This window comes from Alloyangia pacifica, from assembly GCF_020524285.1.
GTDB lineage: Bacteria > Pseudomonadota > Alphaproteobacteria > Rhodobacterales > Rhodobacteraceae > Salipiger > Salipiger pacificus_B.
In genome coordinates, this window is sequence record NZ_JAIVKX010000007.1 from 40776 (window position 1) to 67763 (window position 26988).

General features: G+C 67.4%; 23 protein-coding genes. 14 read left to right on the top strand and 9 right to left on the bottom strand.

The annotated features are described in order from the left end of the window. Nucleotides 1-167: 167 nt before the first annotated feature. Genes hemW through rph form a run of 3 tightly spaced genes read right to left on the bottom strand, consistent with a single transcriptional unit; the run spans nucleotide 168 to nucleotide 2660 of the window. Nucleotides 168-1337, bottom strand: coding sequence for a radical SAM family heme chaperone HemW (gene hemW / locus LC039_RS10365; RefSeq protein WP_226623883.1), 1170 nt, complete (start codon nucleotides 1335-1337; stop codon nucleotides 168-170). Next, on the bottom strand, nucleotides 1330-1953 hold the full coding sequence (gene rdgB, locus LC039_RS10370; RefSeq protein WP_226623884.1) for an RdgB/HAM1 family non-canonical purine NTP pyrophosphatase: 624 nt from the start codon (nucleotides 1951-1953) through the stop codon (nucleotides 1330-1332). The genes hemW and rdgB overlap by 8 nt, the downstream gene beginning before the upstream one ends. Continuing rightward, nucleotides 1950-2660, bottom strand: coding sequence for a ribonuclease PH (gene rph / locus LC039_RS10375; protein ID WP_226623885.1), 711 nt, complete (start codon nucleotides 2658-2660; stop codon nucleotides 1950-1952). Before rph ends, rdgB begins: the two co-directional genes overlap by 4 nt. A 114-nt stretch (nucleotides 2661-2774) precedes the next feature. Between rph and hrcA the strand changes: the two genes are divergently transcribed. Together hrcA and LC039_RS10385 are read left to right on the top strand one after the other, a co-directional pair. Continuing rightward, nucleotides 2775-3839 (top strand): heat-inducible transcriptional repressor HrcA, encoded by a 1065-nt coding sequence (gene hrcA / locus LC039_RS10380; protein WP_226623886.1) that lies wholly within the window; start codon nucleotides 2775-2777, stop codon nucleotides 3837-3839. A 9-nt stretch (nucleotides 3840-3848) separates the two neighbouring features. After that, entirely contained in the window at nucleotides 3849-4403 is a 555-nt protein-coding gene (locus LC039_RS10385; protein ID WP_226623887.1) for a nucleotide exchange factor GrpE, read from the top strand. A gap of 302 nt (nucleotides 4404-4705) precedes the next feature. Here LC039_RS10385 and mutS read toward each other — a convergent pair whose 3' ends face one another. Beyond that, nucleotides 4706-7345 carry a DNA mismatch repair protein MutS gene (gene mutS / locus LC039_RS10390; protein ID WP_413463827.1) on the bottom strand — a complete coding sequence of 880 codons (2640 nt, stop codon included), beginning with the start codon at nucleotides 7343-7345 and terminating at the stop codon, nucleotides 4706-4708. A gap of 143 nt (nucleotides 7346-7488) precedes the next feature. Here mutS and LC039_RS10395 point away from each other — a divergent pair, with 143 nt between their 5' ends. Both LC039_RS10395 and LC039_RS10400 read left to right on the top strand, forming a co-directional pair. Beyond that, nucleotides 7489-9744 carry an NADP-dependent malic enzyme gene (locus LC039_RS10395; protein WP_226623888.1) on the top strand — a complete coding sequence of 752 codons (2256 nt, stop codon included), beginning with the start codon at nucleotides 7489-7491 and terminating at the stop codon, nucleotides 9742-9744. A gap of 67 nt (nucleotides 9745-9811) precedes the next feature. Next, nucleotides 9812-10684, top strand: coding sequence for a ribokinase (locus LC039_RS10400; RefSeq protein WP_226623889.1), 873 nt, complete (start codon nucleotides 9812-9814; stop codon nucleotides 10682-10684). Nucleotides 10685-10724: 40 nt separating this feature from the next. On the opposite strand, the gene msrA is transcribed toward LC039_RS10400, so the two are convergent. The 3 genes from msrA to LC039_RS10415 all read right to left on the bottom strand — a co-directional run bounded on the left by msrA (nucleotide 10725) and on the right by LC039_RS10415 (nucleotide 13806). Beyond that, nucleotides 10725-11369, bottom strand: a complete 645-nt coding sequence (gene msrA / locus LC039_RS10405; protein WP_226623891.1) for a peptide-methionine (S)-S-oxide reductase MsrA — start codon at nucleotides 11367-11369, stop codon at nucleotides 10725-10727. Nucleotides 11370-11957: 588 nt separating this feature from the next. Beyond that, nucleotides 11958-12374, bottom strand: coding sequence for a DUF1810 domain-containing protein (locus tag LC039_RS10410; protein WP_226623892.1), 417 nt, complete (start codon nucleotides 12372-12374; stop codon nucleotides 11958-11960). Between the two features lie 211 nt (nucleotides 12375-12585). Then, nucleotides 12586-13806, bottom strand: coding sequence for an argininosuccinate synthase (locus LC039_RS10415; protein WP_226623894.1), 1221 nt, complete (start codon nucleotides 13804-13806; stop codon nucleotides 12586-12588). A gap of 133 nt (nucleotides 13807-13939) precedes the next feature. Between LC039_RS10415 and LC039_RS10420 the strand changes: the two genes are divergently transcribed. Together LC039_RS10420 and ilvA are read left to right on the top strand one after the other, a co-directional pair. Continuing rightward, a complete protein-coding gene (locus LC039_RS10420; protein WP_226623896.1) occupies nucleotides 13940-14677 on the top strand; it encodes a hypothetical protein in 738 nt (245 codons plus the stop codon). Nucleotides 14678-14746: 69 nt separating this feature from the next. Further along, the gene (ilvA, locus tag LC039_RS10425) at nucleotides 14747-15973 is read left to right on the top strand and encodes a threonine ammonia-lyase IlvA (RefSeq protein WP_226623899.1); all 1227 of its coding nucleotides are present in this window, start codon (nucleotides 14747-14749) and stop codon (nucleotides 15971-15973) included. Between the two features lie 80 nt (nucleotides 15974-16053). Here ilvA and LC039_RS10430 read toward each other — a convergent pair whose 3' ends face one another. Further along, a complete protein-coding gene (locus LC039_RS10430) occupies nucleotides 16054-16413 on the bottom strand; it encodes an Hpt domain-containing protein (protein ID WP_226623900.1) in 360 nt (119 codons plus the stop codon). A gap of 331 nt (nucleotides 16414-16744) precedes the next feature. Between LC039_RS10430 and LC039_RS10435 the strand changes: the two genes are divergently transcribed. Continuing rightward, nucleotides 16745-17986, top strand: coding sequence for a fused response regulator/phosphatase (locus LC039_RS10435; RefSeq protein ID WP_226623902.1), 1242 nt, complete (start codon nucleotides 16745-16747; stop codon nucleotides 17984-17986). Between the two features lie 82 nt (nucleotides 17987-18068). On the opposite strand, the gene LC039_RS10440 is transcribed toward LC039_RS10435, so the two are convergent. Next, nucleotides 18069-18506, bottom strand: a complete 438-nt coding sequence (locus LC039_RS10440) for an NUDIX hydrolase (protein ID WP_226623903.1) — start codon at nucleotides 18504-18506, stop codon at nucleotides 18069-18071. A 76-nt stretch (nucleotides 18507-18582) separates the two neighbouring features. Here LC039_RS10440 and LC039_RS10445 point away from each other — a divergent pair, with 76 nt between their 5' ends. The 7 genes from LC039_RS10445 (at nucleotide 18583) to LC039_RS10475 (ending at nucleotide 26977) form a co-directional block, all read left to right on the top strand. After that, on the top strand, nucleotides 18583-19578 hold the full coding sequence (locus LC039_RS10445) for an Hsp33 family molecular chaperone HslO (protein WP_226623905.1): 996 nt from the start codon (nucleotides 18583-18585) through the stop codon (nucleotides 19576-19578). Continuing rightward, nucleotides 19575-20177: a CoA pyrophosphatase gene (locus LC039_RS10450; protein ID WP_226623906.1), complete on the top strand. Its 603-nt coding sequence runs from the start codon at nucleotides 19575-19577 to the stop codon at nucleotides 20175-20177. The genes LC039_RS10445 and LC039_RS10450 overlap by 4 nt, the downstream gene beginning before the upstream one ends. Continuing rightward, complete coding sequence (locus LC039_RS10455; protein ID WP_226623908.1) at nucleotides 20174-21337, top strand: CCA tRNA nucleotidyltransferase; 1164 nt, start codon at nucleotides 20174-20176, stop codon at nucleotides 21335-21337. Before LC039_RS10450 ends, LC039_RS10455 begins: the two co-directional genes overlap by 4 nt. 9 nt (nucleotides 21338-21346) lie before the next feature. After that, nucleotides 21347-21928 carry a LysE family translocator gene (locus LC039_RS10460; protein WP_226623909.1) on the top strand — a complete coding sequence of 194 codons (582 nt, stop codon included), beginning with the start codon at nucleotides 21347-21349 and terminating at the stop codon, nucleotides 21926-21928. Between the two features lie 42 nt (nucleotides 21929-21970). Then, nucleotides 21971-23827 carry an ABC transporter ATP-binding protein gene (locus LC039_RS10465; RefSeq protein WP_226623911.1) on the top strand — a complete coding sequence of 619 codons (1857 nt, stop codon included), beginning with the start codon at nucleotides 21971-21973 and terminating at the stop codon, nucleotides 23825-23827. A gap of 27 nt (nucleotides 23828-23854) precedes the next feature. Further along, nucleotides 23855-25687: an ABC transporter ATP-binding protein gene (locus LC039_RS10470; protein WP_226623913.1), complete on the top strand. Its 1833-nt coding sequence runs from the start codon at nucleotides 23855-23857 to the stop codon at nucleotides 25685-25687. A 72-nt stretch (nucleotides 25688-25759) separates the two neighbouring features. Then, nucleotides 25760-26977: a class I SAM-dependent RNA methyltransferase gene (locus LC039_RS10475; protein ID WP_226623915.1), complete on the top strand. Its 1218-nt coding sequence runs from the start codon at nucleotides 25760-25762 to the stop codon at nucleotides 26975-26977. Nucleotides 26978-26988 lie beyond the last annotated feature (11 nt).

A 26988-nucleotide genomic window follows, 5' to 3' on the forward strand; every position in this document is an offset into this window, starting at 1 on the left:
GCTGTTTGTTCACCAGATCTGACCGGATCCGCCGGATCTGGTTCCAATAAAGAAGGCCGAGCCCTTGTGGCTCGGCCTTCTTGTTTTCCAGGGTGCCCGGACGGTGAGAGATCTCCACAGGATCCGGCGGATCCTGTGGGTAACGTTTCACATGAAACCGTCTTGGATCAGTTGGTCAGTAGTTCGGAGATCACGCCGTTGAGCACCAATCGGCCCTCCGTCGTGGTGCCGATCAGATCGAGGTCGCGCCAGAGCAGGCCCAGCTCCTGAAGCTCGGTCAGCTTGTGGGCGGGCAGGGGCGATGGCGAGATCTCTTCCAGGCGTGAGAGGGAGATGCCCTCGCGCAGACGCAGGCCCATCATGACAAATTCTGTCATGATGTCTTCACTCCCGAGCGGGTCGAAAACGCTGTCCGCGCGCCCGGTCTCGGCCTTCTCGATCCAGGCGCCGGGCATCTTCCAGGCCTCGGTCGCGTGGCGGGTGCCGTTCACCGTGACACGGCCATGGGCGCCGGGGCCGACACCGACGTAATCGCCGCCGCGCCAGTAGACCAGATTGTGCCGCGACTGCGCGCCGGGCAAAGCATGGTTCGACACTTCGTAAGGGGAATAGCCTGCCTTCGCCGTGATCTCCTGCGTCGCGAGGAACATGTCGGCGGCGAGGTCTTCATCGGGCAGCTTCTTCATCTGGCCGCGCTGCGCGCGCTCCCAGAACATCGTGCCTTCCTCGATGGTGAGCTGGTAGAGGGACAGGTGGTCGGCGGCGAGGTCGAGCGCCTCGCGCAACTCGGTCTCCCAGCCCTGCAGGGTCTGGTTCTCGCGCGCGTAGATCAGGTCGAAGTTGACCCGCTCGAAAACCGACTTCGCGGTCTCCAGCGCGACGATCGCTTCACCCACGTCATGCAGTCGCCCGAGGCGGCGGAGATCGTCCGGCCGCAGGCTCTGAATGCCCATGGAGACCCTGTTGACGCCCGCCTCGCGGAAGCCCTCGAACTTCGAGACCTCGACCGAGCGCGGGTTCGCCTCGAGCGTGATCTCGATATCATTGGCCCAGGTCCAGTGTTCCTTGGCAGCGTCGAGCACCGCCTGCACGGTCGCGGGCTCCATGAGCGAGGGCGTGCCGCCGCCGAAGTAGATCGAGTTGAGGATGCGCCCCGAGGTCATCTCGCCGTAGCGGCGGACCTCGGAGCTGAGTGCGTCTGCCCAGCGGGTCTGGTCGATCGACCGGACGACATGGCTGTTGAAGTCGCAGTAGGGGCATTTGGCCTCGCAGAAAGGCCAATGCACGTAGAGGCCGAAGCCCCCCTCACGCCAGGTTTCCGTGGCGGTTTCAGGCATCATCGCGGGCAAAGCAGCCCTTCACGAACTTGGCGAAGGCATCGGCGCGGTGGCTGATGCGGTTCTTCTCGTCGCTGTCCATCTCGGCGAAGGTGATCTCGTAGCCTTCGGGCTGGAAGATCGGGTCGTAGCCGTGACCGTTCTTGCCGCGCATCGGCCAGACCACCTTGCCCTCCATCACGCCGGGGAAGACCGCATCGGTGCCATCCGGCCAGGCCAGGACCAGCGTGCAGTTGAAGCGCGCGGTCCAGGGCTCTTCGGTGCCGGTCTGCAGTAGGGCGTCATGGGTCTTGCCCATGGCCATGATGAAGTCGCGGCCATTGCCGGTTTCGGCCCAATCGGCGGTATAGACACCGGGGGCGCCGTCCAGCGCATCGACCGAGATGCCGCTGTCGTCGGCCAGCGCGGGCAGGCCGGTGGCCTTTGCCGCCGCATGTGCCTTGATGCGGGCGTTCTCGACGAAGGTGGTGCCGGTTTCCTCGGGTTCGGGAAGGTTCATCTCCTTCGCGCCCACGACCTCGACCCCGTAGGGTGCGAGCAGCTCGGTGATCTCCTCGAGCTTGCCCGCGTTGTGGGTCGCGACGAGCAGTTTCTTGTCGCTGAACACCCGGGTCATTTGCAGGCCGCCAGCTGCGCGTCGACCAGCTGCGAGACGCCGGCTTCGGCAAGGTCCATCAGCTTGTTCATCTGGTCACGGCTGAAGGTCGCGCCCTCTGCCGACATCTGTACTTCGATCAGCTGGCCATCGCCGCGCAAGATGAAGTTGCCGTCGACGCCCGCCTCGCTGTCCTCGGCATAGTCGAGGTCCAGAACCGGCTGGCCGGCGTAGATGCCGCAGCTCACCGCCGCGACCGGGGTCAGCGGGTCGGTGGTGATGGCGCCGGTCTTCATCAGCTTGTTCACCGCAAGGCGCAGTGCGACCCAGCCGCCGGTGATCGAGGCGCAGCGGGTGCCGCCGTCGGCCTGGATCACGTCGCAGTCGATGGTGATCTGGCGTTCGCCGAGCGCGACGCGGTCGACCCCGGCGCGGAGCGAACGGCCGATCAGCCGCTGGATCTCGACGGTGCGGCCGCCCTGCTTGCCGGCGGTCGCCTCGCGGCGCATGCGCGAGCCGGTGGAGCGCGGCAGCATGCCGTATTCCGCGGTCACCCAGCCCAGGCCGCTGCCCTTCACGAAGGGCGGCACCCGGTCCTCGAGCGTGGCGGTGCAGAGCACGTGGGTGTCGCCCATCTTGATCAGGCAGGACCCTTCGGCATGTTTCGTGACGCCCGTTTCGATTGAAACGCTGCGCATATCGCTTAAATCTCGTCCAGAAGGTCTCATGAATGCCTCTCTTCTCGGTTGCTGCCGGGATACTGGGGCTGATGCTGTCTCGCAACCCCGATTGACGGCTGCGGAAGGGGGCCTTTAATGACCCTGAACAGCGGGAGTTTGCGCATGAAAGAGGGGAACCGTCTTCTCGATGAAATGAATGATCGCTCGCGCGAGGTGTTCCGCCGCGTGGTCGAATCCTATCTCGAGACGGGCGAGCCGGTGGGCTCGCGCACCCTGACGCGCAGCCTGTCGGAGAAGGTCTCGGCCGCGACGATCCGCAACGTGATGCAGGATCTCGAGTATCTCGGGCTGCTCGACAGCCCGCATGTCTCGGCGGGGCGGGTGCCGACGCAGGTGGGCCTGCGAATGTTCGTTGACGGGCTGCTGGAGGTGCGCGATCTCGACAACTCCGACCGTCTGGCGCTGGACGCGACCACCACGCAGGGCGGCGACGACGTGGGCGGGCTGCTCGACCGGGTCGGCGCGGCGCTCTCTGGCGTAACCCACGGCGCCTCCTTGGTTCTGACTCCGAAGCACGAGGCGCCGGTCAAGCACATCGAGTTCGTCTCGCTCGGCCACGACCGGGCGCTTGTGGTGCTGGTCTTTGCCGACGGTCACGTCGAGAACCGGCTGTTCCGCCCGCCCGCCGGGCAGACCCCCAGCTCGATGCGCGAGGCGGCGAATTTCCTCAACGCGCTGATCGAGGGCAAGACGCTCTCGGAGCTGCGCGGCGAGATCTCGCGCCAGATCGCGACGCGCCGGCAGGAGATTGACACGCTGGCGGCGGATCTCATCGAAACCGGCATGGCCGCCTGGGAAAAGGATGCCGACAACTCGGCGCGGCTGATCGTGCGCGGGACGTCGAATCTGCTCAGTCCGGAGGGAGAGGCGGAGGAGTTGGACCGCATCCGCTCGCTGTTCGACGACCTCGAACGCAAGCGGGATATCGCCGAGTTCCTTCAGCTTGCCGAAACCGGCGACGGGGTCCGCATTTTTATCGGCTCCGAGAACAAACTTTTCTCACTTTCGGGTTCCTCTCTGGTGGTCTCTCCATATATGAACGCGGATCGAAAGATAATCGGTGCGGTCGGGGTCATCGGACCCACGCGGCTCAACTACGGGCGGATCGTACCCATCGTGGACTACACGGCACAGCTGGTCGGCAGGCTGATTGCCGAGCGGAGCTAGAGGTTAGACATGGCAGACGCGAAGAAAGACGAATTCCTCGACGACATCGAGGCGGCAGAGGCAGAGGCTTTCGCCGACGAGATGGAAGAGATCGACAACGAGGCGCTCGAGCTCGACTCGCTGCGCGCCGAGCGCGACGAGTACAAGGACCGCTTCATGCGGGCGCTGGCCGATGCGGAAAACGCGCGCAAGCGCGCCGACAAGGATCGCCGCGAGGCGCAGCAGTACGGCGGCTCGAAGCTCGCCCGTGACCTGCTGCCGGTCTACGACAACCTCAACCGTGCGCTGAACGCGGCGCGCGAGGCAGAGGCCGGCGAGGCGCTGGTCGAGGGCGTGGAGCTGACCCTGCGCGAGCTGACCAACGTGTTCAGCAAGCACGGCATGACCGCGATCACCCCGCAGGTCGGCGACAAGTTCGACCCGAAGATGCACGAGGCGATGTTCGAGGCGCCGGTGCCCGGCACCAAGGCGGGCGAGATCATCCAGGTCTCGGCCGAGGGCTTCATGCTCTACGACCGCCTGCTGCGTCCAGCGCAGGTCGGCGTCAGCTCGATGCAGGGCTGATCTCGTCAGGAATGGCTACGGAGAACCCCCGGTCGCGAGGCCGGGGGTTTTTCTTTTTTGCATGGGAGCTACGGGGAGCCGGACCTGTGCCGGTCCGTGGCGTGGCGCTGCACCGGTTGCGGGGCAGCCGTTTGTCCCGGCCAAATCGGGACTCCGTTTGAGCGGGCTACGAGGACGAAGAAGCGCCAGCCCGCCGGGACGGGCCGGCGCTCGTCCGGCGGCTTCGCCTTGATCCCGGATGATCACCCGGCGTCCGTTTCACGTGAATCCAAATGCCGAGCATGGATTCACGTGAAACGCGCTTAGCCCTTCATCAGACCCTTCAGCTCGTAAAGCGCCTGCAGCGCCTCGCGCGGGGTCATCTCGTCGGGCAGCAGGGTGCCGAGCCGTTCCTCGACCACCGAGGGGCCCTTCGGCGCCGCAACAGGCTCTGGTTTCGCCGCCGCCGAGAAGAGCGGCAGGTCATCGATCAGCGCCTTCGGAGAGCTGCGGCCGCGCTCGCCTTCCTCCAGTGCGCTCAGCACATCGCGGGCGCGGGCGATGACGGCGGGCGGCAGGCCCGCCAGCTGCGCCACCTGCACGCCGTAGGAGCGGTCGGCGGCGCCCTCGCGCACCTCGTGCAGGAAGATCACCTCGCCTTCCCATTCCTTCACCGCGACGGTGGCATTGCCGACGCCCTCCAGCTTGGCGGCAAGCTGGGTCAGCTCGTGGTAGTGCGTGGCGAAGAGCCCGCGCACGCGGTTCACCCCGTGCAGGTGCTCGAGCGTTGCCCAGGCGATCGACAGACCGTCATAGGTCGCCGTGCCGCGGCCGATCTCGTCGAGGATCACCAGTGCCCGGTCGTCGGCCTGGTTGAGGATCGCGGCGGTCTCGACCATCTCGACCATGAAGGTCGAGCGCCCGCGCGCCAGGTCGTCAGAGGCGCCGACGCGGCTGAAGATCTGGCTCACCACGCCCAGATGCGCGCGGTCGGCGGGCACGTAAGACCCCATCTGCGCCAGCAGGGCGATCAGCGCGTTCTGCCGCAGGTAGGTCGACTTACCGGCCATGTTGGGGCCGGTCAGCAGCGTCACCGCCGCGCCCTCGCCATTGGCGTTCAGGGCGCAATCATTGGCGATGAAGGGTGCGCCGCCCTGCTGCTGAAGCGCGCGTTCCACCACCGGGTGACGGCCCGCGACGATCTCGAAGGCGCGGCTGTCGTCGACCTGCGGGCGGGCCCACTTCTGGGCCTTCGCAAGGTCCGACAGGCCAAGCGCCACGTCGAACTCGGCCAGCGACAGGCCGGTTTCCGAAACCTGCGGTGCGCGCTCCAGGATGGCAGCTTTAAGGCTTTCGTAGAGCCGCTTTTCGATCTCCAGCGCCTCGTTGCCGGCGTTGAGGATACGGGTCTCCAGCTCGGTCAGCTCGACCGTGGTGAAGCGCACCTGGTTGGCGGTGGTCTGGCGGTGGATGAAGGTCTCGCTCAGCGGCGCCGACATCATCTTCTCGGCGTGCGTCGCAGTCGTCTCGATGAAATAGCCGAGCACGTTGTTGTGCTTGATCTTCAGCGAATTCACCCCGGCCATCTCGGCATATTTCGCCTGCATCGAGGCGATCACGCCGCGGCCTTCGTCGCGCAGGGTGCGCGCCTCGTCGAGCTGCGCATCGTAGCCCGGCGCGATGAAGCCGCCATCGCGCACCATGAGCGGCGGTTCGGCGATCAGCGCGGTCTCGAGCATTTCGATCAGCGTGTCGTGGCCGGTCAGTGTTTCACGTGCATCGCGCAGCAGCGGCGGCAATTCGGCTCTGTTCAGGGTCTCGGCGATCTCCTCGGCCTGCGCCAGCGCGTTGCGCACGGCAGCAAGGTCGCGCGGACCGCCACGGTCGAGGCCAAGCCGCGAGAGCGCACGGTCGAGGTCGGGCACCTTGCGCAGGCTGTCGCGCAGGAGCTTTGCCTCGGCGCTCTCCATCGCCCAGTCCAGAGCCTGAAGCCGGGCTTCGATCACCCCCAGGTTGCGCGACGGGGAGGACACGCGCCTTTCCAGAAGGCGGGCGCCGCCGGGCGTCACCGTCCTGTCGATCACCGACAGCAGCGATCCGGCGCGACCGCCGTTCATCGAATGGGTCAGCTCGAGATTGCGCCGGGTGGCGGCGTCGATCTGAAGCAGGTTCGAGACCGCGTCGCGCTGCGGCGGGCGGAGCAGGGGCAGGCGGCCCTTCTGCGTGATGTCGAGATAGTCTACCAGCGCGCCGAGGGCCGAAAGCTCGGGCCGCTCGAAGGCGCCGAAGCCCGAAAGCGTCTGCACGGCAAAGAGCCGTTTCAGTCTCTCTTCCGCGCCGGTGGAGTCGAAGGAGGCGGCGCCCAGCACGGTGGGGTAGATGCCGAGATCGCTCAGCACCGGGCGCAGTTCCTCGTCGGTGCTGTCCGAGACCAGAACCTCCGAGGGCGCCAGCCGCGCCAGCTCGGCGCCAATGCGCGCGCGGCTCAGCGGCATGACGTGCAGCGCGCCGGTGGAAATGTCGGTCCAGGCCAGCGCCCAATCGTCCCGAATGCGGCCCAAGGCGGCGAGGTAATTGTGGCGCCGGGCTTCCAGCAGAGACTCTTCTGTGAGTGTGCCGGGGGTCACCAGCCGCACCACGTCACGCTTCACCACCGACTTGTGGCCGCGTTTCTTCGCCTCGGCGGGGCTTTCCAGCTGTTCGCCCACGGCGACGCGGAAGCCCTTGCGGATCAGCGTCAGCAGGTAGCCCTCGGCCGCGTGCACCGGCACGCCGCACATGGGGATGTCGTTGCCGGCGTGCTTGCCGCGCTTGGTAAGCGCGATATCCAGCGCCTCGGCCGCCGCCACCGCGTCGTCGAAGAACATCTCGTAGAAGTCGCCCATCCGGTAGAAGAGGAGCGCGTCCGGATACTGCCCCTTGATCTCAAGATATTGCGCCATCATCGGCGTGACTGCCGTCATCTAGTCCCCCAGTGCTGCTTCGGGCAGACATATCAAAGCGCGCAGGGTCGGTGAAAGGCGAAATGCGCCCAGTCGAGCGCAGTTGAGCCGGGGCTTCCCCTGCGCTAAGAGAAACGCCGCTCATACCGGAGGACTGCAGGCCAATGACAAAAACAAAATTCACCCGTGAAGAGGCGCTTGCCTTCCACCTCGACCCGACCCCCGGTAAATGGGAAGTGACTGCCACGGTCCCGATGACCACGCAGCGCGACCTAAGCCTCGCCTATTCGCCCGGCGTCGCCGTTCCCTGCGAGGAAATCGCCGCCAAGCCCGAGCTGGCCTATGACTACACCAACAAGGGCAACCTCGTCGCGGTGATCTCGAACGGCACCGCGGTTCTGGGTCTCGGCAACCTCGGTGCCCTGGGCGGCAAGCCGGTGATGGAGGGCAAGTCGGTGCTCTTCAAGCGCTTCGCCGACGTGAACTCGGTCGACATCGAGCTCGACACCGAGGATCCCGAGGAATTCATCAAGGCCTGCAAGCTGATGGGGCCGACCTTCGGCGGCATCAACCTCGAGGACATCAAGGCGCCCGAATGCTTCATCATCGAGCAGCGCCTGAAGGAAGAGATGGACATCCCGGTCTTCCACGACGACCAGCACGGCACCGCGGTGATCTGCGCCGCGGGTCTGATCAACGCGCTGCACCTCTCGGGCAAGAAGATCGAGGACGTGAAGATCGTGCTCAACGGCGCGGGGGCGGCGGGCATCGCCTGCCTCGAGCTGCTGAAGTCGATGGGCGCGCAGCATGACAATTGCATCATGTGCGACACCAAGGGGGTGATCTACCAGGGCCGCACCGAGGGCATGAACCAGTGGAAGTCGGCCCATGCCGCCAATACCAAGCTGCGCACCCTCGAAGAGGCGATGGTCGGAGCCGACGTCTTCCTCGGCGTCTCGGCCAAGGGCGCGGTGACCCAGGACATGGTCAAGAGCATGGCCGACAACCCGGTGATCTTCGCAATGGCGAACCCCGACCCGGAGATCACCCCGGAAGAGGCGCATGAGGTCCGCGTCGACGCCATCGTCGCCACCGGCCGGTCCGACTATCCGAACCAGGTGAACAACGTGCTCGGCTTCCCGTATCTCTTCCGCGGCGCGCTCGACATTCACGCCCGGGCGATCAACGACGAGATGAAGATCGCCTGCGCCCGCGCGCTGGCCGAGCTGGCGCGCGAGGACGTGCCCGACGAGGTGGCGCTGGCCTACGGCAAGTCGCTGACCTTCGGCCGTGACTACATCATTCCCACGCCCTTCGATCCGCGGCTCATCCACCGCATCCCGCCCGCCGTCGCGCGGGCCGGCATGGACACCGGCGCGGCGCGGCGCCCGATCATCGACATGGAGGCCTATGAGGCCGGCCTGCGCGGACGCATGGACCCCACCGCCTCGGTCCTGCGCAGCATCAACAGCCGCGCCCGGGCGGCGCAGGCGCGGATGATCTTCGCCGAGGGTGACGATCCGCGCGTGCTGCGCGCCGCGGTCATGTACCAGCGCAACGGCTTCGGCAAGGCGGTGGTCGTGGGCCGCGAGGCCGACGTGAAGGAGAAGCTCGAGGCCAGCGGCCTCGGGGATGCGGTGCGCGAGATCAAGGTGGTCAACGCCGCCAACACGCCACATCTCGAGACCTACAAGGAGTTCCTCTACCAGCGCCTGCAGCGCAAGGGCTACGACCGCCAGGACGTGCACCGGCTGGCGGCGCGCGACCGCCACGTCTTTGCCTCGCTGCTGCTGGCGCACGGTCATGGCGACGGGCTGATCACCGGCGCGACCCGCAAGTCGGCGCATGTGATGGAGGCGATCAACCAGGTCTTCGACGCCGACGCCGAAAGCGGTGTGGCCGGGGTGACCGCGCTGCTGCACAAGGGCCGCATCGTGCTGATCAGCGACACGCTGGTGCATGAATGGCCCGAGGAAGAGGACCTGGCGAACATCGCCGAGCGCGCCGCCGGCGTCGCCCGCCACCTCGGCCTAGAGCCGCGCGTCGCCTTCGTCTCCTTCTCGACCTTCGGCTACCCGGTGTCGGAACGCGCCTCGAAGATGCATCGCGCGCCGATGATCCTCGACAAGCGCGGCGTCGACTTCGAATACGAGGGCGAGATGACCGTCGACGTGGCGCTCAACACCCGGGCGCAGGAAAACTACCCGTTCCAGCGCCTGACCGGCCCGGCCAACATCCTTGTGGTGCCGGCGCGCCACTCGGCCTCGATCTCGGTCAAGCTGATGCAGGAAATGGCGGGAGCCACGGTGATCGGCCCGATCCTCGCAGGCATCGACAGCTCGATCCAGATCTGCTCGACGACGATGACCGCCAATGACATTCTGAACATGGCGGTGCTGGCGGCCTGCAAGGTCGGCTGACACGCACAATGTCCCCTGCCGGTCCTGCCGGTGGGGGACTTTCGAATTTCACAGGCTGGGGAACAGCATGGCGATCTACAACCTCGGCTCGATCAATGCCGATATGACCTACCGCGTGCCGCACCTTCTGGCGCCGGGCGAGACGCTGGCCACCACCTCGCTGACCCGCGGGCTGGGCGGCAAGGGCGCCAACATGTCCGTCGCCGCGGCGCGGGCCGGGGCGCAGGTCCGTCATCTCGGCGCGGTCGGGGACGACGGGCGCTGGGCGATCGAGCGGCTGACCGAATACGGCGTCGACACGCGGCAGATCGCGGTGCTCGAGGAGGCCACCGGCCATGCCATCATCATGCTCGACACCGAGGCCGAGAACTGCATCCTGATCTACCCCGGGGCCAACCGCATGCTCTCGGTGGAGCGCATCGAGGCCGGGCTCGCCGACGCCTCGCCCGAGGACATCTTCGTCTTCCAGAACGAGACCAATGCACAGCGCCAGGCGGCGGAACTGGCCTCGTCGCGCGGGCTGCGCGTGGCCTATGCCGCGGCGCCCTTCGATGCGGATGCGGTGACGCTGGTGCTGCCGCTGCTCGATCTGCTGGTGCTCAACGAGGTGGAGGCCGCGCAGCTCGAAGCGGCGACCGGCCAGAGCCTCGAGACGATCCCGGTGCGCGACCTGGTGGTGACGCTCGGCGCGCGTGGCTGCCGCTGGATCAACACCGACTCCGGCGAAAGCCGCGATTTCGCGGCGCTGCCGGTGACCCCGGTGGACACCACCGGCGCGGGCGACACCTTCACCGGCTACCTGCTGGCCGGGCTCGACCGCGGCCTGCCGATGGCCACCTCGATCGAACTGGCGCAGCGCGCCGCGGCGATCATGGTCACCCGCCACGGCACCGCCGACGTGATCCCCGACCTCAAGGACGTCACCGAATACCGGTTCTGAGCTAGTCTTCCGGGATCAGGCTTTGGATCAGCCGTTCAGATCAGCCACCGGCAAAGGGCGCGGCGCTGCCCCAGAGCGCCCGCACCCGGGCGTCCCGCCCGCAGGCCTCGCGGTAGCGCTTGTAGGCCTTCGACTGCCGCAGTGGCCCAAAGCGGGTCAGCACGAGCCCCGTGCCCTTGTAATAGTCCTGGTGCTCCGCCTCGGCGGGCCAGAAGTGCCCGGCCTGCAGCACCGGGGTGATGATGTTCTGTCCCAGCGCTGCCTGTGCCTGCGCCTTGGCCGCCATCGCCGCGCGCTTCTGCGCCGGCCCGTTGGCGAAAATCGCCGTGCGGTAGCTCTCGCCCCGGTCGCAGAACTGTCCACCCGCGTCGGTCGGGTCGATCGAGCGGAAGAACAGGGCATAGAGATCCTCGGCCGAAACGCGGGTGTCGTCGTAGAGGATCCGCACCGCCTCGTAATGGCCGGTGCCGCCGCGGCTGACCTGCTTGTAACTGGGGTTCGGCACGGTGCCGCCGATGTAGCCCGAGATCGCCGCGCGCACGCCTCGGACCTTTTCGAAGTCGGCCTCGACGCACCAGAAGCACCCCCCAGCGACGATGATCTCGCGGGTGGCCGCGGCCGCGGGCGGGGCCGTGCCCAGAAGTGTCAAAGCGGTCAGAAACAGTCCCGAAACAACAGCTTTCATCTCTCCTCCCTCCTCAGGTCTGCCAGCTTGCGCCCCCGCCGCCGGACGATCAACGATTTTCCGCCGACGCACGCGGAGCGGGGCACCACCAAACCCGAACCCGATGCCGAACCGGCGCGGCGGTCGCCTTGCTCTGGCATTGTATGGCGCGCCGCAAAAAAAGTTGCAGGCCGGTGAAACTCCTCGCTGCGTGGTTGCGTGACTGTTGCGATTGCCGCGGTGACCGGGTGCTGTTGCTCCTGCGTGCCGGTCCACGGCGGTATGAGTAACGAGTGAACTCGGTTGTGTTCGGCTGCGAGCTACAGGTGTTGTTAATGATTTGCCGCCAGTCTTTTGGGCAGCGGTCGGCGCGAAGACCGAGAGGTTTGACGGAACAAAAGACCGAATAAGGGTCTGAAGACCAAAGGATCACGGCGCCAGCCGCATGGAACGGGCTCTGCGAGGAGTCTGCTGTTGGCGCCGACAAGCTAGGGCACGCTTGCGTATCCCCACCTCTGCGTGCCTTGGGCCGCCTCCGGTGTCGTGACCGGGGGCGGCAATCTTTTTCAGGGCCGCCTTCTTTCCGCGAGGCAGTCTTCCCACGAGGGGTCAGACCGAGAGGGCCGCGCGCGTCACCGGGCAGCGCTGACCGCCGTAGAGACGCTCGAGCACCTCGGAGAAGACCTCGGGCGCGCCTTCAAGCCTCTCGAAGAGCGTCATGCTGGAGCGAACCTTCAGCGCATCCACAGGACCGAGCATCTGCTCGGCGCTCCGTTCAGGATGCAGCAGAAGCAGGCCCGCGACCTCGGCCAGCCGTGGCCCGAGCACCGGGTGGTCCAGGTAGCGCTGCGCCTCCGCGGCATCGCGCAGCCCGAAATGCCGCGCGCGCGGCGAGCGGCCGAGGCTTTCGAGCTGCGGAAACACCCACCAGATCCAATGCGTGACCTTCTGCCCGGCCCGAAGCTCGCGGGTGACCTGCGGCCAGACCTGCGCCTGCGCGTCGAGAAATTCCTGCAGCTCGGCCATGAGAGCGCCCTCCGTCCTGTGTGCCAGTCTAGCGCGGCACGGGCGGAAAGCGAGCGTGGGGCGCTGCCCCGCCCGCGCTGCGCGCGCACTGCCCGGGAAATTTGGGTCTGGACAAAGCCAGGGGCGGGCATGCGCCGCTTCGCTTAGATAAAAATATCCCCGCCGGAGGCATGTCCGGCGGGGATCATTCAGGTCAGCGCTGGGGGAGGGCTCAGCCCTTCAGACGGCGGTTCCGCGCGGCCAGCAGCTTCAGGCGCAGGGCGTTGAGCTGGATGAAGCCCGCCGCGTCCTGCTGGTCGTAGGCGCCGGCGTCATCCTCGAAGGTCACATGCGCCTCGGAGTACAGCGAGTGATCCGACCAGCGCGCCACGGTGCGGGCCGAGCCCTTGTAGAGCTTCAGGCGGACGGTGCCGCTGACGTGCTCTTGGCTCTTGTCGATCAGCGCCTGCAGCATCTCGCGCTCGGGCGAGAACCAGAAGCCGTTGTAGATCAGCTCGGCGTAGCGCGGCATGATCGAATCCTTGAGGTGGCCGGCGCCGGAATCCAGCGTGATCTGCTCGATGCCGCGGTGCGCTTCGAGCAGAACGGTGCCGCCCGGGGTCTCGTAGATGCCGCGCGACTTCATGCCGACGAAGCGGTTTTCCACGAGGTCGAGCACGCCGATGCCGTGCTTGCCGCCCAGCTCGTTGAGCTTGGTGAGGATCGTCGCGGGCGACATCGCCTCGCCGTTGATCGCCACGGCGTCGCCCTTCTCGAAGGTCACCTCGATGAACTCGGGCTCGTTCGGTGCCTGCTCGACCGGCACGCTGCGCTGCAGCACGTAGTCGGGGGCCTGCTCGGCGGGGTTCTCCAGAACCTTGCCCTCGGAGGAGGTGTGCAGCAGGTTCGCGTCGACCGAGAAGGGCGCCTCGCCGCGCTTGTCCTTGGCGATCGGGATCTGGTTCTTCTCGGCGAAATCGATGAGCTTGGTGCGCGAGGTCAGGTCCCACAGGCGCCAGGGCGCGATCACCTTGATGTCGGGGTTCAGCGCGTAGGCGGCGAGCTCGAAGCGGACCTGGTCATTGCCCTTGCCGGTGGCGCCATGGGCCACGGCATCGGCGCCGGTGGCGGCGGCGATCTCGACGAGGCGCTTGGAGATCAGCGGGCGGGCGATCGAGGTGCCCAGCAGGTAGAGACCTTCGTAGAGCGCGTTGGCGCGGAACATCGGGAAGACGAAGTCGCGGACGAATTCCTCGCGCAGGTCTTCGATGTAGATTTCCTTCACGCCCAGCATCTCTGCCTTGGCGCGGGCGGGCTCCAGCTCTTCACCCTGGCCGAGGTCGGCGGTGAAGGTGACGACTTCGCAGCCGTATTCGGCCTGCAGCCATTTCAGGATGATCGAGGTGTCGAGGCCCCCGGAATAGGCCAGGACGACTTTCTTGGGCGCGGACATGGGCTTTCCCTCACGTATGAACTGGCCCCGCGCATTACTGCCTTTTATCCCCGGTAGCAAGGATCGCCCGTTGACCTGCCGTCGTCATATGCTAGCGGTCGGCGATGAATTCGGAAACGGGCAGGGGTGTTTCATGAAGGGTTGGCGCATTTTCGTGCATTCGTTGCGGATGGTGGTCGACAATATCGGCACCGCGCTGCGCGTCTCTCTCGTGCTCTACCTCGTGCAGGCCGCCAGCCAGATCGCCACCTACCTGCACCCCGGAGAGGTTGGCGCCGACGGCATGCCGGTGCCGATCATCGGCGTGCCCGCGCTGGCGCTGGTGGTTCTGGCGGTGCTTGCCAGCCTGTGGATCGCCGTGGCCTGGCATCGCTTCGTGCTCACCGGCGAGCAACCGCGCGGCTGGCTGCCGCAATGGCACGGCGGCGAGATCCTCGGTTATTTCGGCCGCTCGATCCTCATCGCGCTGGTGATCTTCCTCGGCATGATGGTCTCGGCGATCCCGGTGGGGCTGGTCGGCGCGGCGGTGCCGGGGCTGGCGCCGATCCTGGTCTTCGGCCTGGTGGGGCTGGGCGGCTACCTGTTCTTCCGGCTCGGCCTGATCCTGCCCGCCGCGGCGCTGGGCGAGAAGCTGACGCTGAAACAGGCCTGGCGCGCGACGGCGGACGATGACGGCGCGGTGGTGGCCTTGGCGCTGCTGGTGATCGGTGGCTCGCTGCTGGTCGAGCTTCCGGCACTGATCGACAACAGCGCGGGCTCGATCGTCAACCTGGTCTACGGGCTGGTGATCAACTGGTTCGCCACGATGATCGGCATCTCGGTGCTGACCTCGCTCTACGGTCACTTCGTCGAGAAGCGCCCGATCGACTGAGGCCGCCCGGCGGCTTCGAGGCGCGCGTCGGTCTTGCGCTGGACGCGTCGATGCGCCACAGCCTAGGGCATGGATGATTTTCTCGCTCACGCCCGCGCCGCCACGCAGGAGATGCGCTCGGTCTTTCCCGAGACGCCGCTGCTGCGCAACGATCACCTCTCGGCGATCTTCGGCGCCGACATCTGGCTCAAGCGCGAAGACCTGAGCCCGGTGCGCAGCTACAAGCTGCGCGGCGCCTTCAACGCCATGCGCAAGCGCCCCGAGGTCGACACCTTCGTCGCGGCCAGCGCCGGCAACCACGCGCAGGGCGTGGCCTACATGTGCCGCCAGTTCGACAAGACCGGGGTGATCTTCATGCCGGTGACGACGCCGCAGCAGAAGATCCAGAAGACCCGCATGTTCGGCGGCGAGAACGTCGAGATCCGCCTGATCGGGGACTATTTCGACGAATGCCTCAGCGCGGCGCAGGCCTATTGCGCCGAGATCGGCGGGCATTTCCTGTCGCCGTTCGACGACGAGGACGTGATCGAGGGGCAGGCGACCGTGGCGGTCGAGATCGAGACGCAGCTCGGCCGGGTGCCGGATCACCTGGTGATCCCGGTGGGCGGCGGCGGGCTCGGCTCCGGGCTGCTGAGCTATTTCGGCACCTCGACCAACTACACCTTTGTCGAGCCGCGGGGCGGGGCCTGCCTGCGCGCGGCGCTGGAGGCGGGCAAGCCGGTGACCCTGCCGGCCGTGAACAATTTTGCCGATGGCGCCGCGGTGGCGCGGATCGGGGCGAAGACCTTCGAGGTGCTGAAGGGTGTCGGCCTTGCGAACACGCTGACCGTCGACGAGGACCGGCTTTGCACCACCATGCTCGACATGCTGAACGTCGAGGGTGTGGTGCTGGAGCCGGCCGGGGCGCTGTCGATCGACGCGCTGAAGGATCTTGGCCAGTCGATCAAGGGCAAGACCGTGGTCTGCATCACCTCGGGCGGCAATTTCGACTTCGAGCGTCTGCCGGAGGTGAAGGAGCGGGCGCAGCGCTACTCGGGGGTGAAAAAATACTTCATCCTGCGGCTGCCGCAGCGCCCCGGCGCGCTGAAGGATTTCCTGAATTTCCTTGGGCCGGAAGACGATATCGCGCGCTTCGAGTACCTGAAGAAATCGGCGCGCAACTTCGGTTCGGTGCTGATCGGCATCGAGACCGCGGACCCGGCGAACTTCAACCGGCTCTTTGCCGATCTCGACGCACATGGCTACGCCTATCGCGACATCACCGACGATGAGGTGCTGGCGCAATTCGTGATCTGATCACGACGCCCCGCAGCGCGCTGGGCGCGACCCGCCCGGCGCAGGGGCGCATGCTCCTTTTCAGGTCGCTTCTCGGCGGATCAGGCGGCGCGGAGGTCGGGCAACTGCGCAAGGAACTCCTCGCGCGAGCGCGCAAAGCACGTGCGCAGCAGCTCGGGATCGAGCCCTGCGCCGAGGCCGGCGCTGATCGCCAGTTCCCCCGCCTCGCAGAGTGACGAGAGCCGCGCGAAGCCGAGGTTCAGCGTGCAGCCTTTCAGGTAGTGGAGCTGCTCGGAGAATTCCTGCAGGGACTCGGGCCGCGCCGGCAGGCGGTCGAGCGTGGCCTGCACCTCGGTCAGGAAGAGCGCGACCACCTCATCGAAATCCGCGGCGCCGATTTCGCCGCGCAGCTCGGCCACTCTTCGCCAGTCGATCAGCGGCTCAATCGAGCCCGCAGCCACGGACCCCGCACCCGCGGAACCTGGGTCGAGCGACTGGCTGTCATGAGCTCGCCCATCACGAGCCTGCCCGTCTTGATCCAGTCCGTCCTGACAATACCCGCCATGACAATGCCCGTCCTGACCCTGTCTGTCCTGACCCTCACCGTCGTGAGCCTGCCTGCTGCGAGTTCTCGGCGCTTCGGTCATCTGCGTACCCTCCTGTGCGGAGCGTGGCAGCAAAAACTGAACGAAGTGTTTCGCCACCCGGGATCTGCCCCGCGTCCTGCGGTCGAAAGCCGGCATTAACGCGCGCGCTCTAGGCTCTGCCGGGCGCAGTTAGAAAGGACGCAGGTTGATCCCGAGCACGGCGGAGAGTTTCGAACCAAGGTGGGGACAGGCCCCGATACGGCGCGTTCTGGTGGTGGATGACAGTCCGCTGCAGTTGCGCATCCTTTCGGCGATGTTGCAGCGTTGGGGGCTCGAGGTGCATCAGGCGCAGGGCGGGGCCGAGGCGCTGCGGCTCTGCGACGTGATGCGCCCCGATGCGGTGCTGTCGGACTGGATGATGCCGGGGATGGACGGGCTCGAATTCTGCCGGTTGTTCCGGGCGCAATGCGGCGAGCGCTACGGCTATTTCATCCTGCTCACCAGCAAGAGTGACAAGGCCGAGATCGCCCGCGGGCTCGACGCCGGGGCGGATGATTTCCTCACCAAGCCGGTGAACGCCGGCGAGCTGCGGGCCCGGATCAACGCCGGGGCACGGATCCTGCAGATGCAGCGCCAGCTTTCGGCAACGCTGGGGCGGCTGCAGGCGGCCTATGACGCGGTGGACCGCGACCTGCAGCAGGCCCGCACCATTCAGGAGGCGCTGGTGCCGCGCCGCAGCCGGCGCATCGGCGCCTCGCAGGTGAGCCTGCTGCTGAAGCCCTGCGGCCATGTCGGCGGCGATCTCGTCGGCAGCTTCTCGCATTGCGAGCGCAGCGTAGGGCTCTACAGCATCGACGTTTCGGGGCACGGCATCACCTCGGCGCTGATGACCGCGCGGATCGCCGGGCTGCTGGGCGGAGATTTCCCGGATCAGAACATCGCGCTCGAGCGTATCGTGCACGGCACGCTGTTTCGCCCGCCCGAGGAGGTGGCGCGGCGGCTGAACGAGCGGCTGGCGGCGGATCCGGGGGTCGAGCAATACCTGACCATGGCCTATGCCGTGGCCGATCTCGATTCCGGCAGGGTCGAGCTGGTGCAGGCCGGCCACCCGCCGCCGCTGCTGCTGCGTGCCTGCGGCGGGGCCGAATTCGTGGGGCAGGGCGGGCTGCCGGTCGGGCTGATCCCCGGCGCCCGTCACGAGCGACTGTGCCTGCAGATGCACCCCGGCGACCGGCTCCTGCTCTACTCCGACGGGCTGACCGAGGCGCTGATGCCCGATGGCACGCAGCTCGACCTTGCGGGGCTGCGGTCGCTGGCGCTCGAGGTGCAGGGCCGGGGCACGGAATACCTCGACGACCTGTTCTGGAGGCTCACCCAGCGCACGCGCAGCGGTGTGCGTCTGGAGGACGATGTCTCGGCGGCCTTGCTGGAGTTCGGCGGGAAGTGAGCCTGCTGGGCCAGGGCCAGAGCCTCTCGGCTTGGGTCAGGCCCGGATCAGACACTCCAGGGGGGGGCGACCAGCCGTGGAGTCAGGCCAGCGCGCGGCGCAGGAAGTCGCGGTCTCCGGGGTTGCCGAGGATCTCTGCGGCCAGCACCGGGTCCATCCACACGGCCTGATGGCCGGGCTCGCTGGGGGCGCCGCGCGGCAGCACCGGGCGGGCGGCGTAGATGATGCAGAGCTTCTCGGCCCAGAGGTCGTATTCCGGCATGTAGGTGAAGCGGCGGAAGGCGCCGAGCCGGCGCGGCGCGCCAATTTTCCAGCCGGTCTCTTCGAAGACCTCGCGGTGCAGCGCCGCGATCGGCGACTCGCCCGCGTCGATGCCACCGCCGGGCAGCTGGTACTCGGGCCAGGGATCTGCCTGATGGGTGACCAGCACCGCCCCGTTTCGCGGCAGGATGGCATAGGCCCCGGGGCGCAGGGTGTACCGGCGCCCGGATTCGGGCGGTTCGCCGTATCTTGCGGTCATCGGTCCCCCTTGGTTCCCGTGTTTTTGCTGCTTATATGGGGCCGATATGCCAAGATCCGGCAGATAAGGAAACCCCATGACCATCGGCAGCAAACTCGCCTGGGACGATACCGTCCTGCCATTTCAATTGGATCACGCCGACATCCGGGGCCGCGTGGCGCGGCTCGACGGGGTGCTGAACGGGGTCCTCAGCCAGCACGACTACCCCGAGCCCGTCGAGGCGCTGGTCGCGGAGATGACTCTGCTGACCGCGCTGATCGGGCAGACCATGAAGCTGCGCTGGAAGCTTTCACTGCAGGTGCAGACCCGCGGCGCGCTGCGCATGATCGCGACCGATTACTTCGCTCCCGCCAAGGAGGGCGAGCCGGCCCGGCTGCGCGCCTATGCCAGCTACGACCCCGAGCAGGTCACCGATGCCCCGGCCTACGACCAGCTCGAGGACGGCTATTTCGCCGTGCTCATCGACCAGGGCAAGGGCACCACGCCCTACCAGGGCATCACCCCGCTTGCGGGCGGTGCGCTGGCGCGCTGCGCCGAGAGCTACTTTGCCCAGTCCGAGCAGATTCCGACCCGTTTCATGCTCAACTTCGGCAATGTGCCGCAGGCGGATGGCTCCTCGCACTGGCGTGCCGGCGGCGTCATGCTGCAGCACATGCCCAAGGCTTCGCCCTTCGCCAAGCCCCCGGTCGACGGCGAGGGCGGCAGCGGCGAGAACGGCGTGCTGCGCCCCGAGGACCTGCTCGGCGATGACGATCACGGCGAGAACTGGCGCCGCGTGAACTTCCACCTCGATACGGTGGACGAGCTGGAGCTGATCGGCCCCGACCTGCCTCCGACCGACCTTCTGGTGCGGCTCTACCACGAGGAAGGGCCGCGGGTCTTCGACGCCCAGCCGGTGCGCTTCGGCTGCACCTGCTCCGAGGATCGCGTGCGCCAGTCGCTGTCGATCTACTCGGCGCGGGACATCGAGAAGATGACCACCGACGACGGCAAGGTCACCGCCGACTGCCAGTTCTGCGGCGCGCATTACGAGCTCGACCCGGAAACGGTCGGTTTCGAGGCGAAGAAGTGAGCCGCGTCCGGGATCAGATCGATCTGCTGAAACGGGCGCTGGAGTCGACCTCCGGCGCGTCCTCCGATTTCGATCTGAACCCGGGCACGGTCCTGCCGGAGGGGCGCAAGCTGCGTCCCGCCGGTGTCCTCGCGGGGTTTGTCGCCTGCGAGCGGGGGCTCGAGCTGGTGCTGACCAAGCGCAGCTCGCGGCTCAAGCACCACCCCGGCCAGATCGCCTTTCCCGGCGGCAAGGTCGATCCCGGCGACGAGGACGCGGTGGCCGCCGCCCTGCGCGAGGCGCGCGAGGAGGTGGGCCTGTCGGAAAGCCGGGTGGATGTGCTGGGCACATTGCCGCCGCACGAGACGGTCACCGGCTTCCGGGTGACCCCGGTGCTCGGCCTCGTGATGTACGATTTCGAGCCTGTCCCGGAGCCCGGAGAGGTGGCCGAGGTCTTCCGCGTCCCCTTCGAGCATATCGCCGCGCTGGGCAACTACAGTATCCAGGGGCGGCGCTGGCGCGGCAGCACGCGGCACTATTGGACGGTGCCCTTCGGCCCCTATTACATCTGGGGCGCGACGGCACGGATGCTGCGCGGGCTGGCGGAGCGCATGGCATGAGCCTTGGAAAGACCACGGTCACCGGCGACTGGCTGACCCGCGCCGAGACGCAGCAGGTTCTGACCATGCTCGAAGACGGCGGGCATCAGGGCTACGTGGTCGGCGGCTGCGTGCGCAACGCGCTGATGGGCGTGCCGGTGAGCGATGTCGACATCGCCAGCGACGCGCGCCCGGAGCGGGTTGTCGAGCTGGCGCAGGCGGCCGGGCTGAAACCTGTGCCCACGGGCATCGAGCACGGCACGGTCACGGTGGTGGCGGGCGGCATCGGCCACGAGATCACCACCTTCCGCGCCGATACCGAGACCGATGGCCGCCGCGCGGTGGTGCGCTTTTCGGACGACATCGCCGAGGATGCGGCGCGGCGCGATTTCACCATGAATGCACTCTATGCCGATGCGCGCGGGCTGATCCTCGACCCGCTGGACGGCCTGCCGGACCTGCGCGCCCGCCGCGTCCGCTTCATCGGTACCGCCACCGACCGCATCCGTGAAGACTACCTGCGCACCCTGCGCTACTTCCGCTTCTCCGCCTGGTACGGCGATCCCGAGCAGGGCTTCGACCCCGAGGCGCTGGCGGGCATCGCCGAGACGCTCGAAGGGCTCGACACGCTGTCGCGCGAGCGCGTCGGGCAAGAGATGCTGCGCCTGCTGGCCGCGCCCGACCCGGTGCCTGCCGTGTCGGTGATGGCGCAGGTCGGCGTGCTGGCGCATGTGCTGCCGGGCGCCTCGGTGATCGCGCTGGGCCCGCTGGTGGCCGAGGAACAGAGACTGTCCGTCGCCCCGGACGGGCTGCGCAGGCTCGCGAGCCTCGGTGTGGAAGCGCCTGACCTGCGGCTGTCGAAGGCGCAGCAGCGGCACCTGGCCCTGTATCAGAGCCTGATCGGCACGCCGCAGGGCCCGGCGGAGCTGGCCTATCGCCACGGCGGTGACGTCGCGCAGAGCGTTCTGCTGCTGCGCGCCGCGAGCTTCCAGCAGCCGGTCAGCGAAGAGGCACTCTTCGAAATGGCCAAGGGCACCGAGGTGACCTTCCCGCTCTCGGCCAGGGATTTCATGCCCGCCCTAAAGGGCCCCGCGCTGGGCGAGGCGCTGCGTGCCGCCGAGAAACGCTGGATCGGATCGGGTTTCACGCTTACCAAGGCGGAACTTCTGTCTGACGAGTAAGCGCCTTCCATGACTCTCGACCCGCTCTACGCCTTTGTCTTCTTCGGGCTCTTCTCGCCGGGTCCCAATGTCATCCTTCTGACGGCCTCGGGCGCGCGTTTCGGCGTGAAGCGCACTCTGCCGCATCTTTTCGGCGTGGTGATCGGCGTCGGCATCACCGCCGGGCTCACCGGGCTCGGGATTGCCGCGCTGCTGCAGCAGATGCCGCGGCTCGAGTTCGCGCTGCGCATCGCCGCCAGCGCCTGGATGCTCTACATGGCCTGGGGCCTGTGGAATTCCGAGCGCCGCAAGAAGGCCGAGGCCGCAAGGCCGATGACCTTGATCGAGGCGGTGCTCTTCCAGTGGGTGAATCCCAAGGTCTGGGCGGTGGCGCTGGCGGCGGCCTCGGCCTACCCGTCGATGCTGGGCCCCTGGGGCGAGGCGCTGCGGCTGGGCTCGGCCTTTTCGGGTCTGAACCTGGTCTGCTGCCTGTTCTGGACCTCGGCGGGCGCGCTTCTGACGTACCTGCTCTCGACCCCGGCGGCCTGGCGCTGGTTCACGCGGGCAATGGCCCTCGCACTGGCAAGTTTTTCCGTCATGGTGTTCCTGTAAGGCCTGACCTAGACCTTTTGGTCAAAGTACAGGACCTGACCCATGTTTCGCCGTTTCGAGAGCATGGTCGATCCCTATGCGGACTATCCGCAGACGGACCGGCCCCCGACCAAGCTGCTGCCCTTCATGCTCGACTATTCGCGGCCGTTCCGCCGGGTGTTCGTCTGGACGGCGCTGCTTTCTGTCGTGGTGGCCAGCATCGAGATCGGGCTGATCTGGGCCATGGGCTGGGTCGTCGACATCCTCGGCGGCGAGCCGGCGCAGGTCTGGGAGGCGCACGGCTGGCAGCTCATCGGGCTCGCGCTGTTCATCCTGCTGCTGCGGCCGCTGTTCCAGGCGCTGGACGTGCTGCTGCTGAACAACGCGATCATGCCCAACTTCGGCACGCTGGTGCGCTGGCGGGCGCACAAACAGGTGCTGCGCCAGTCGATCGGCTGGTTCGAGAACGACTTCGCCGGGCGCATCGCCAACCGCATCATGCAGACGCCCCCGGCGGCGGGCGAGGCGGTGTTCCAAGTCTTCGATGCGATCACCTTCTCGCTGTCCTACCTCGTGGGCGCATTGGTGCTGCTCGGCGATGCCGACGTGCGGCTGGTGATCCCCATGCTGATCTGGCTCGCGCTCTACGCGGCGCTGATGAAATGGACGGTGACCCGTGTCGGCAAGGCGTCAAAGGCCGCCTCGGACGCCCGCAGCTTCGTGACCGGGCGCGTGGTGGATGCCTATACCAACATCCATTCGGTCAAGATGTTCGCCCACGATCGGCAGGAGCTCGACTACGCCAAGGAGGCGATCGAGGAAGCGCGGCGGACCTTCCAGGCCGAGATGCGGATCTACACCCTGATGGATCTGGGGCTGATGATGCTCAACGGTCTGCTCATCGTGGGGGTCGTCGGCTGGGCCATTGCGCTGTGGATGCAGGGTCAGGCCAGCACCGGCGCGGTGGCGGCGGCGACGGCGCTGACCCTGCGGCTCAACGCGATGACCGGCTGGATCATGTGGGCGCTGACCACCTTCTTCCGCCAGCTCGGTGTGGTGGCCGAAGGGATGGAGACCATCGCCCAGCCGATCGAACTGGTCGACGCGCCGGAGGCCAAGCCGCTGCAGGTGACGAAAGGCGAGATTTCCGTCTCGGATCTCTCGCACCACTACGGGCGCGGCTGGGGCGGTCTGGACCGGGTGACGCTGACCATCAAACCGGGCGAGAAGATCGGCCTCGTGGGCCGCTCGGGCACCGGGAAATCGACCCTCGTGAAGCTGCTTCTGCGGTTCTACGACCCTGAATCGGGCCAGGTCGAGATCGACGGGCAGGACATTACCCGGGTGACGCAGGACAGCCTGCGGCGGCAGATCGGCATGGTGCAGCAGGACAGCGCGCTGATGCACCGCTCGGTGCGCGAGAACCTGCTCTATGGCCGCCCCGAGGCGAGCGAGGCCCAGATGATCGAGGCCGCGAAGCAGGCACAGGCGCACGACTTCATCCTGACGCTCGAAGACGGGCAGGGGCGGCGCGGCTACGACGCCCATGTGGGCGAGCGCGGCGTGAAGCTCTCGGGCGGCCAGCGGCAGCGCATCGCGCTGGCGCGGGTGATCCTCAAGGACGCGCCGATCCTCATTCTCGACGAGGCCACCTCGGCGCTCGATTCCGAGGTCGAGTCCGCCATTCAGGACACGCTCTACGGCATGATGCAGGGCAAGACGGTGATCGCCATCGCGCACCGGCTCTCGACCATCGCCGCCATGGATCGCATTCTCGTGATGGACGGCGGGCACATCGTCGAGGAGGGTGCACATGACGCGCTTTTGGCCCAAGCTGGCCTATATGCAGGTTTCTGGGCGCGCCAGTCCGGCGGGTTCCTCGACCCCGACGCCGACAGCCAAGCGCAGGGCCCTGCATGATCTGACCCAAGACCGAGAGGGCAAGGCATGAGCCTTTCCGACATCATAGACCCGTTTTCCCGCGCCCATACGCCGCCACCGCAGACGCTGGGGCGCTTCGTGCTCTGGGCACTGCGCGGTGCCTGGCCGGTGCTGGTCCCGGCGGGGATCCTCTCGGCGCTCGGCGGGGTCTTCGAGGTGATGTCGGCAAAGCTGCTGGGTGACGTGATCGACCGCACGCTGAGCAGCCCGGCCAGCACGGTCTTTGCCGACCACTGGCTGTTCCTGCTGCTCTGCGCCGCCTTCTTCATCCTGCTGCGGCCGGGCATCGCCGGGCTCTCGGCCTACGTGCAGTCGGTCATCATGCAGCCCAACGTGTTCAACCTGATCCTGAGCCGGGTGCACCGTTACACGCTGGGCCATTCGGTGACCTTCTTCGACAATGACTTCGCCGGGCGCATCTCGCAGAAGGAGATGCAGACCGCGCGGGCGCTGAACGACGTGATCTCGGAGGTCATCCAGGCGGTGCTCTTCGCGCTGGCCTCGGTGATCGGCTCGGTCTGGCTCGTGGGCTCGATCGACTGGCGCATCGGCGTGGCGCTGATCGGCTGGATCGTCGTCTACGGCCTGCTGCTGCGCCACTTCATGCCGCGCATCCGAACGCGCTCGAAGGCGCGCGCGGCGGCGCGGGCGATGGTCACCGGGCAACTCGTCGACACGGTGACCAACATCAAGACGGTGAAGCTCTTCGCCCATGACGAGTTCGAGGATCGCGCGGCGCTCGACGCCATGTCGACCTACCGCGAGCGCTTCATCGCCTTCGGGCATATCGCCTCGGCCTTCCGCTTCTGGCTGATGGCGCTGGCAGGCACGCTGCCGGTGCTGCTGATCGGCGGGGCGCTGGCCTTTTGGTCACAGGGCTACGTCACCGCGGGCGATATCGCCGCCACCGGGGCCGTCGCCATCCGGCTCAGCCAGATGACCGGCTGGGTCAGTTTCACGCTGATGGGCATCTACGCCAATATCGGCGAGATCGAGGACGGCATCCGCACCATCACCCCCGACCACACGCTGCTCGACGCGCCCGACGCCCCGGCGCTGCAGGTGCCCGAGGGGCGCATCGAGTTCCGCGACGCCGGCTTTGCCTATGGCCGCGAGGAGGGCGGCGTCGAGCATATCGCGCTCGACATCCGCCCGGCCGAGAAAGTCGGCATCGTCGGCGCCTCGGGGGCCGGGAAATCGACCCTCGTGGCGCTACTCCTGCGGCTCTACGACACGGAAAAGGGCGGCATCTACATCGACGGGCAGAACATCTCGGAGGTTACCCAGGAGAGCCTGCGGCGCAAGATCGGCATGGTCACGCAGGAGACCGCCATGTTCAACCGCTCGGCGCTGGACAACATCCGCTACGGGCGTCCCGATGCCACGATGGAGGAGGTGATCGCCGCCGCCGAGAAGGCCGAGGCGCATGACTTCATCCTGCACCTGCGCGACCACATGGGGCGCACAGGCTATGACGCGCACCTCGGCGAGCGCGGCGTGAAGCTCTCGGGCGGGCAGCGGCAGCGCATCGCGCTGGCCCGGGCGATCCTCAAGGATGCGCCGATCCTGGTGATGGACGAGGCGACCTCGGCGCTGGATTCCGAGGTCGAGGCGGCGATCCAGCGCGCGCTCGAGCGGGTGATGGAGGGCAAGACCGTGCTGGCCATCGCGCACCGACTCTCGACCATCGCCAGCATGGACCGGATCGTGGTGCTCGATCAGGGGCGCATCGTGGAACAGGGCAGTCACGCGGTGCTGCTGGCGCAGAACGGGCTCTACGCGCGCTACTGGAACCGCCAGAGCGGCGGGGTGATCGACCCGCAGGAAGCGGCGGAATAGAGGCTGCGCGGCGTCGGGCACCCGGCTTATCAGGCTTGCGCGGGGCCCCGGTTTGAGGGCATGAGGCGGCGCATGGAACAGGTCACCATCGAACGGCTCGGGCACCAGGGGGACGGCATTGCCGCCGGTCCCGTCTTCGTGGCCGGCACTCTGCCCGGCGAGATCGTCGAGGGCGAGATCACCGGCGGCGTCATGGACGCGCCGCGCATCCTCACGCCCTCGGAGATGCGGGTCAGCGCGCCCTGTCGCCATGCGAAGACCTGCGGCGGCTGCCAGTTGCAGCACGCCCGGCCGGACTTCGTTGCCGCGTGGAAGCAGGACGTGGTGCGTCACGCGCTCGCCGCCCACGGCATCGAGGCCCCGTTCCGCGAGATCGCCACCTCGCCCGAGCAGACCCGCCGCCGCGCAGGCTTCTCGGCCAAGCGCACCAAGAAGGGCGCGCAGGTGGGCTTCCACCGCAAGCGCTCCGACGTGATCGTCGAAGTGCCCGATTGCCGCGTGATAGACCCGAAACTGGCCGCAGCGCTGCCGCTGGTCGAGGCGCTGGCGGTGCTCGGTGCGAGCCGCAAGGCCGAGCTGTCGGTGATGGTCACCACCAGCCACGGCGGGCTCGACGTGGTCGCCAAGGGCGGCAAGGAGGCCGATGCGCAGATGCAGCAGCAGCTCTCCGAGCTGGCGCGGCAGCATGACTGCGCGCGCATCGCCTGGGGCGACGACGTGGTGCTGACCCGCCGCCCGCCGATGCAGAAGATGGGCCGGGCCGAGGTCTCGCCGCCGCCGGGCGCCTTCCTGCAGGCGACGCCGCAGGGCGAGGCGGCGCTTCTGGCCGACGTGCTGGAGCATATCGAGGGCGCGAGCCACGTGGTCGACCTCTTCGCCGGTTGCGGCACCTTCGCGCTGCCGATTTCCGAGAAAGCGCGGGTGCACGCGGTCGAAGGCGACAGGGCGATGACCCAGGCACTCGATCACGGCTGGCGCCATGCGCAGGGGCTGCGTCACGTGACCACCGAGGCGCGGGATCTCTTCCGCAACCCACTGCTGCCGACCGAGCTGGCGCGTTTCGACGCCGCGGTGATCGACCCGCCGCGTGCCGGGGCCGAGGCGCAGGTGGCGCAGCTCTGCGAGGCGAAGATCCCGCGCATCGCCTTCGTTTCGTGCAACCCGGTGACCTTTGCCCGCGATGCCGCGGCGCTGCTGCGCGCCGGTTACGCGCTCGACGGGCTGCGGGTTGTGGACCAGTTCCGCTGGTCGACCCACATCGAGCTCGTTGCAGGATTCAAAAGGCAATAGTGCCGATATTC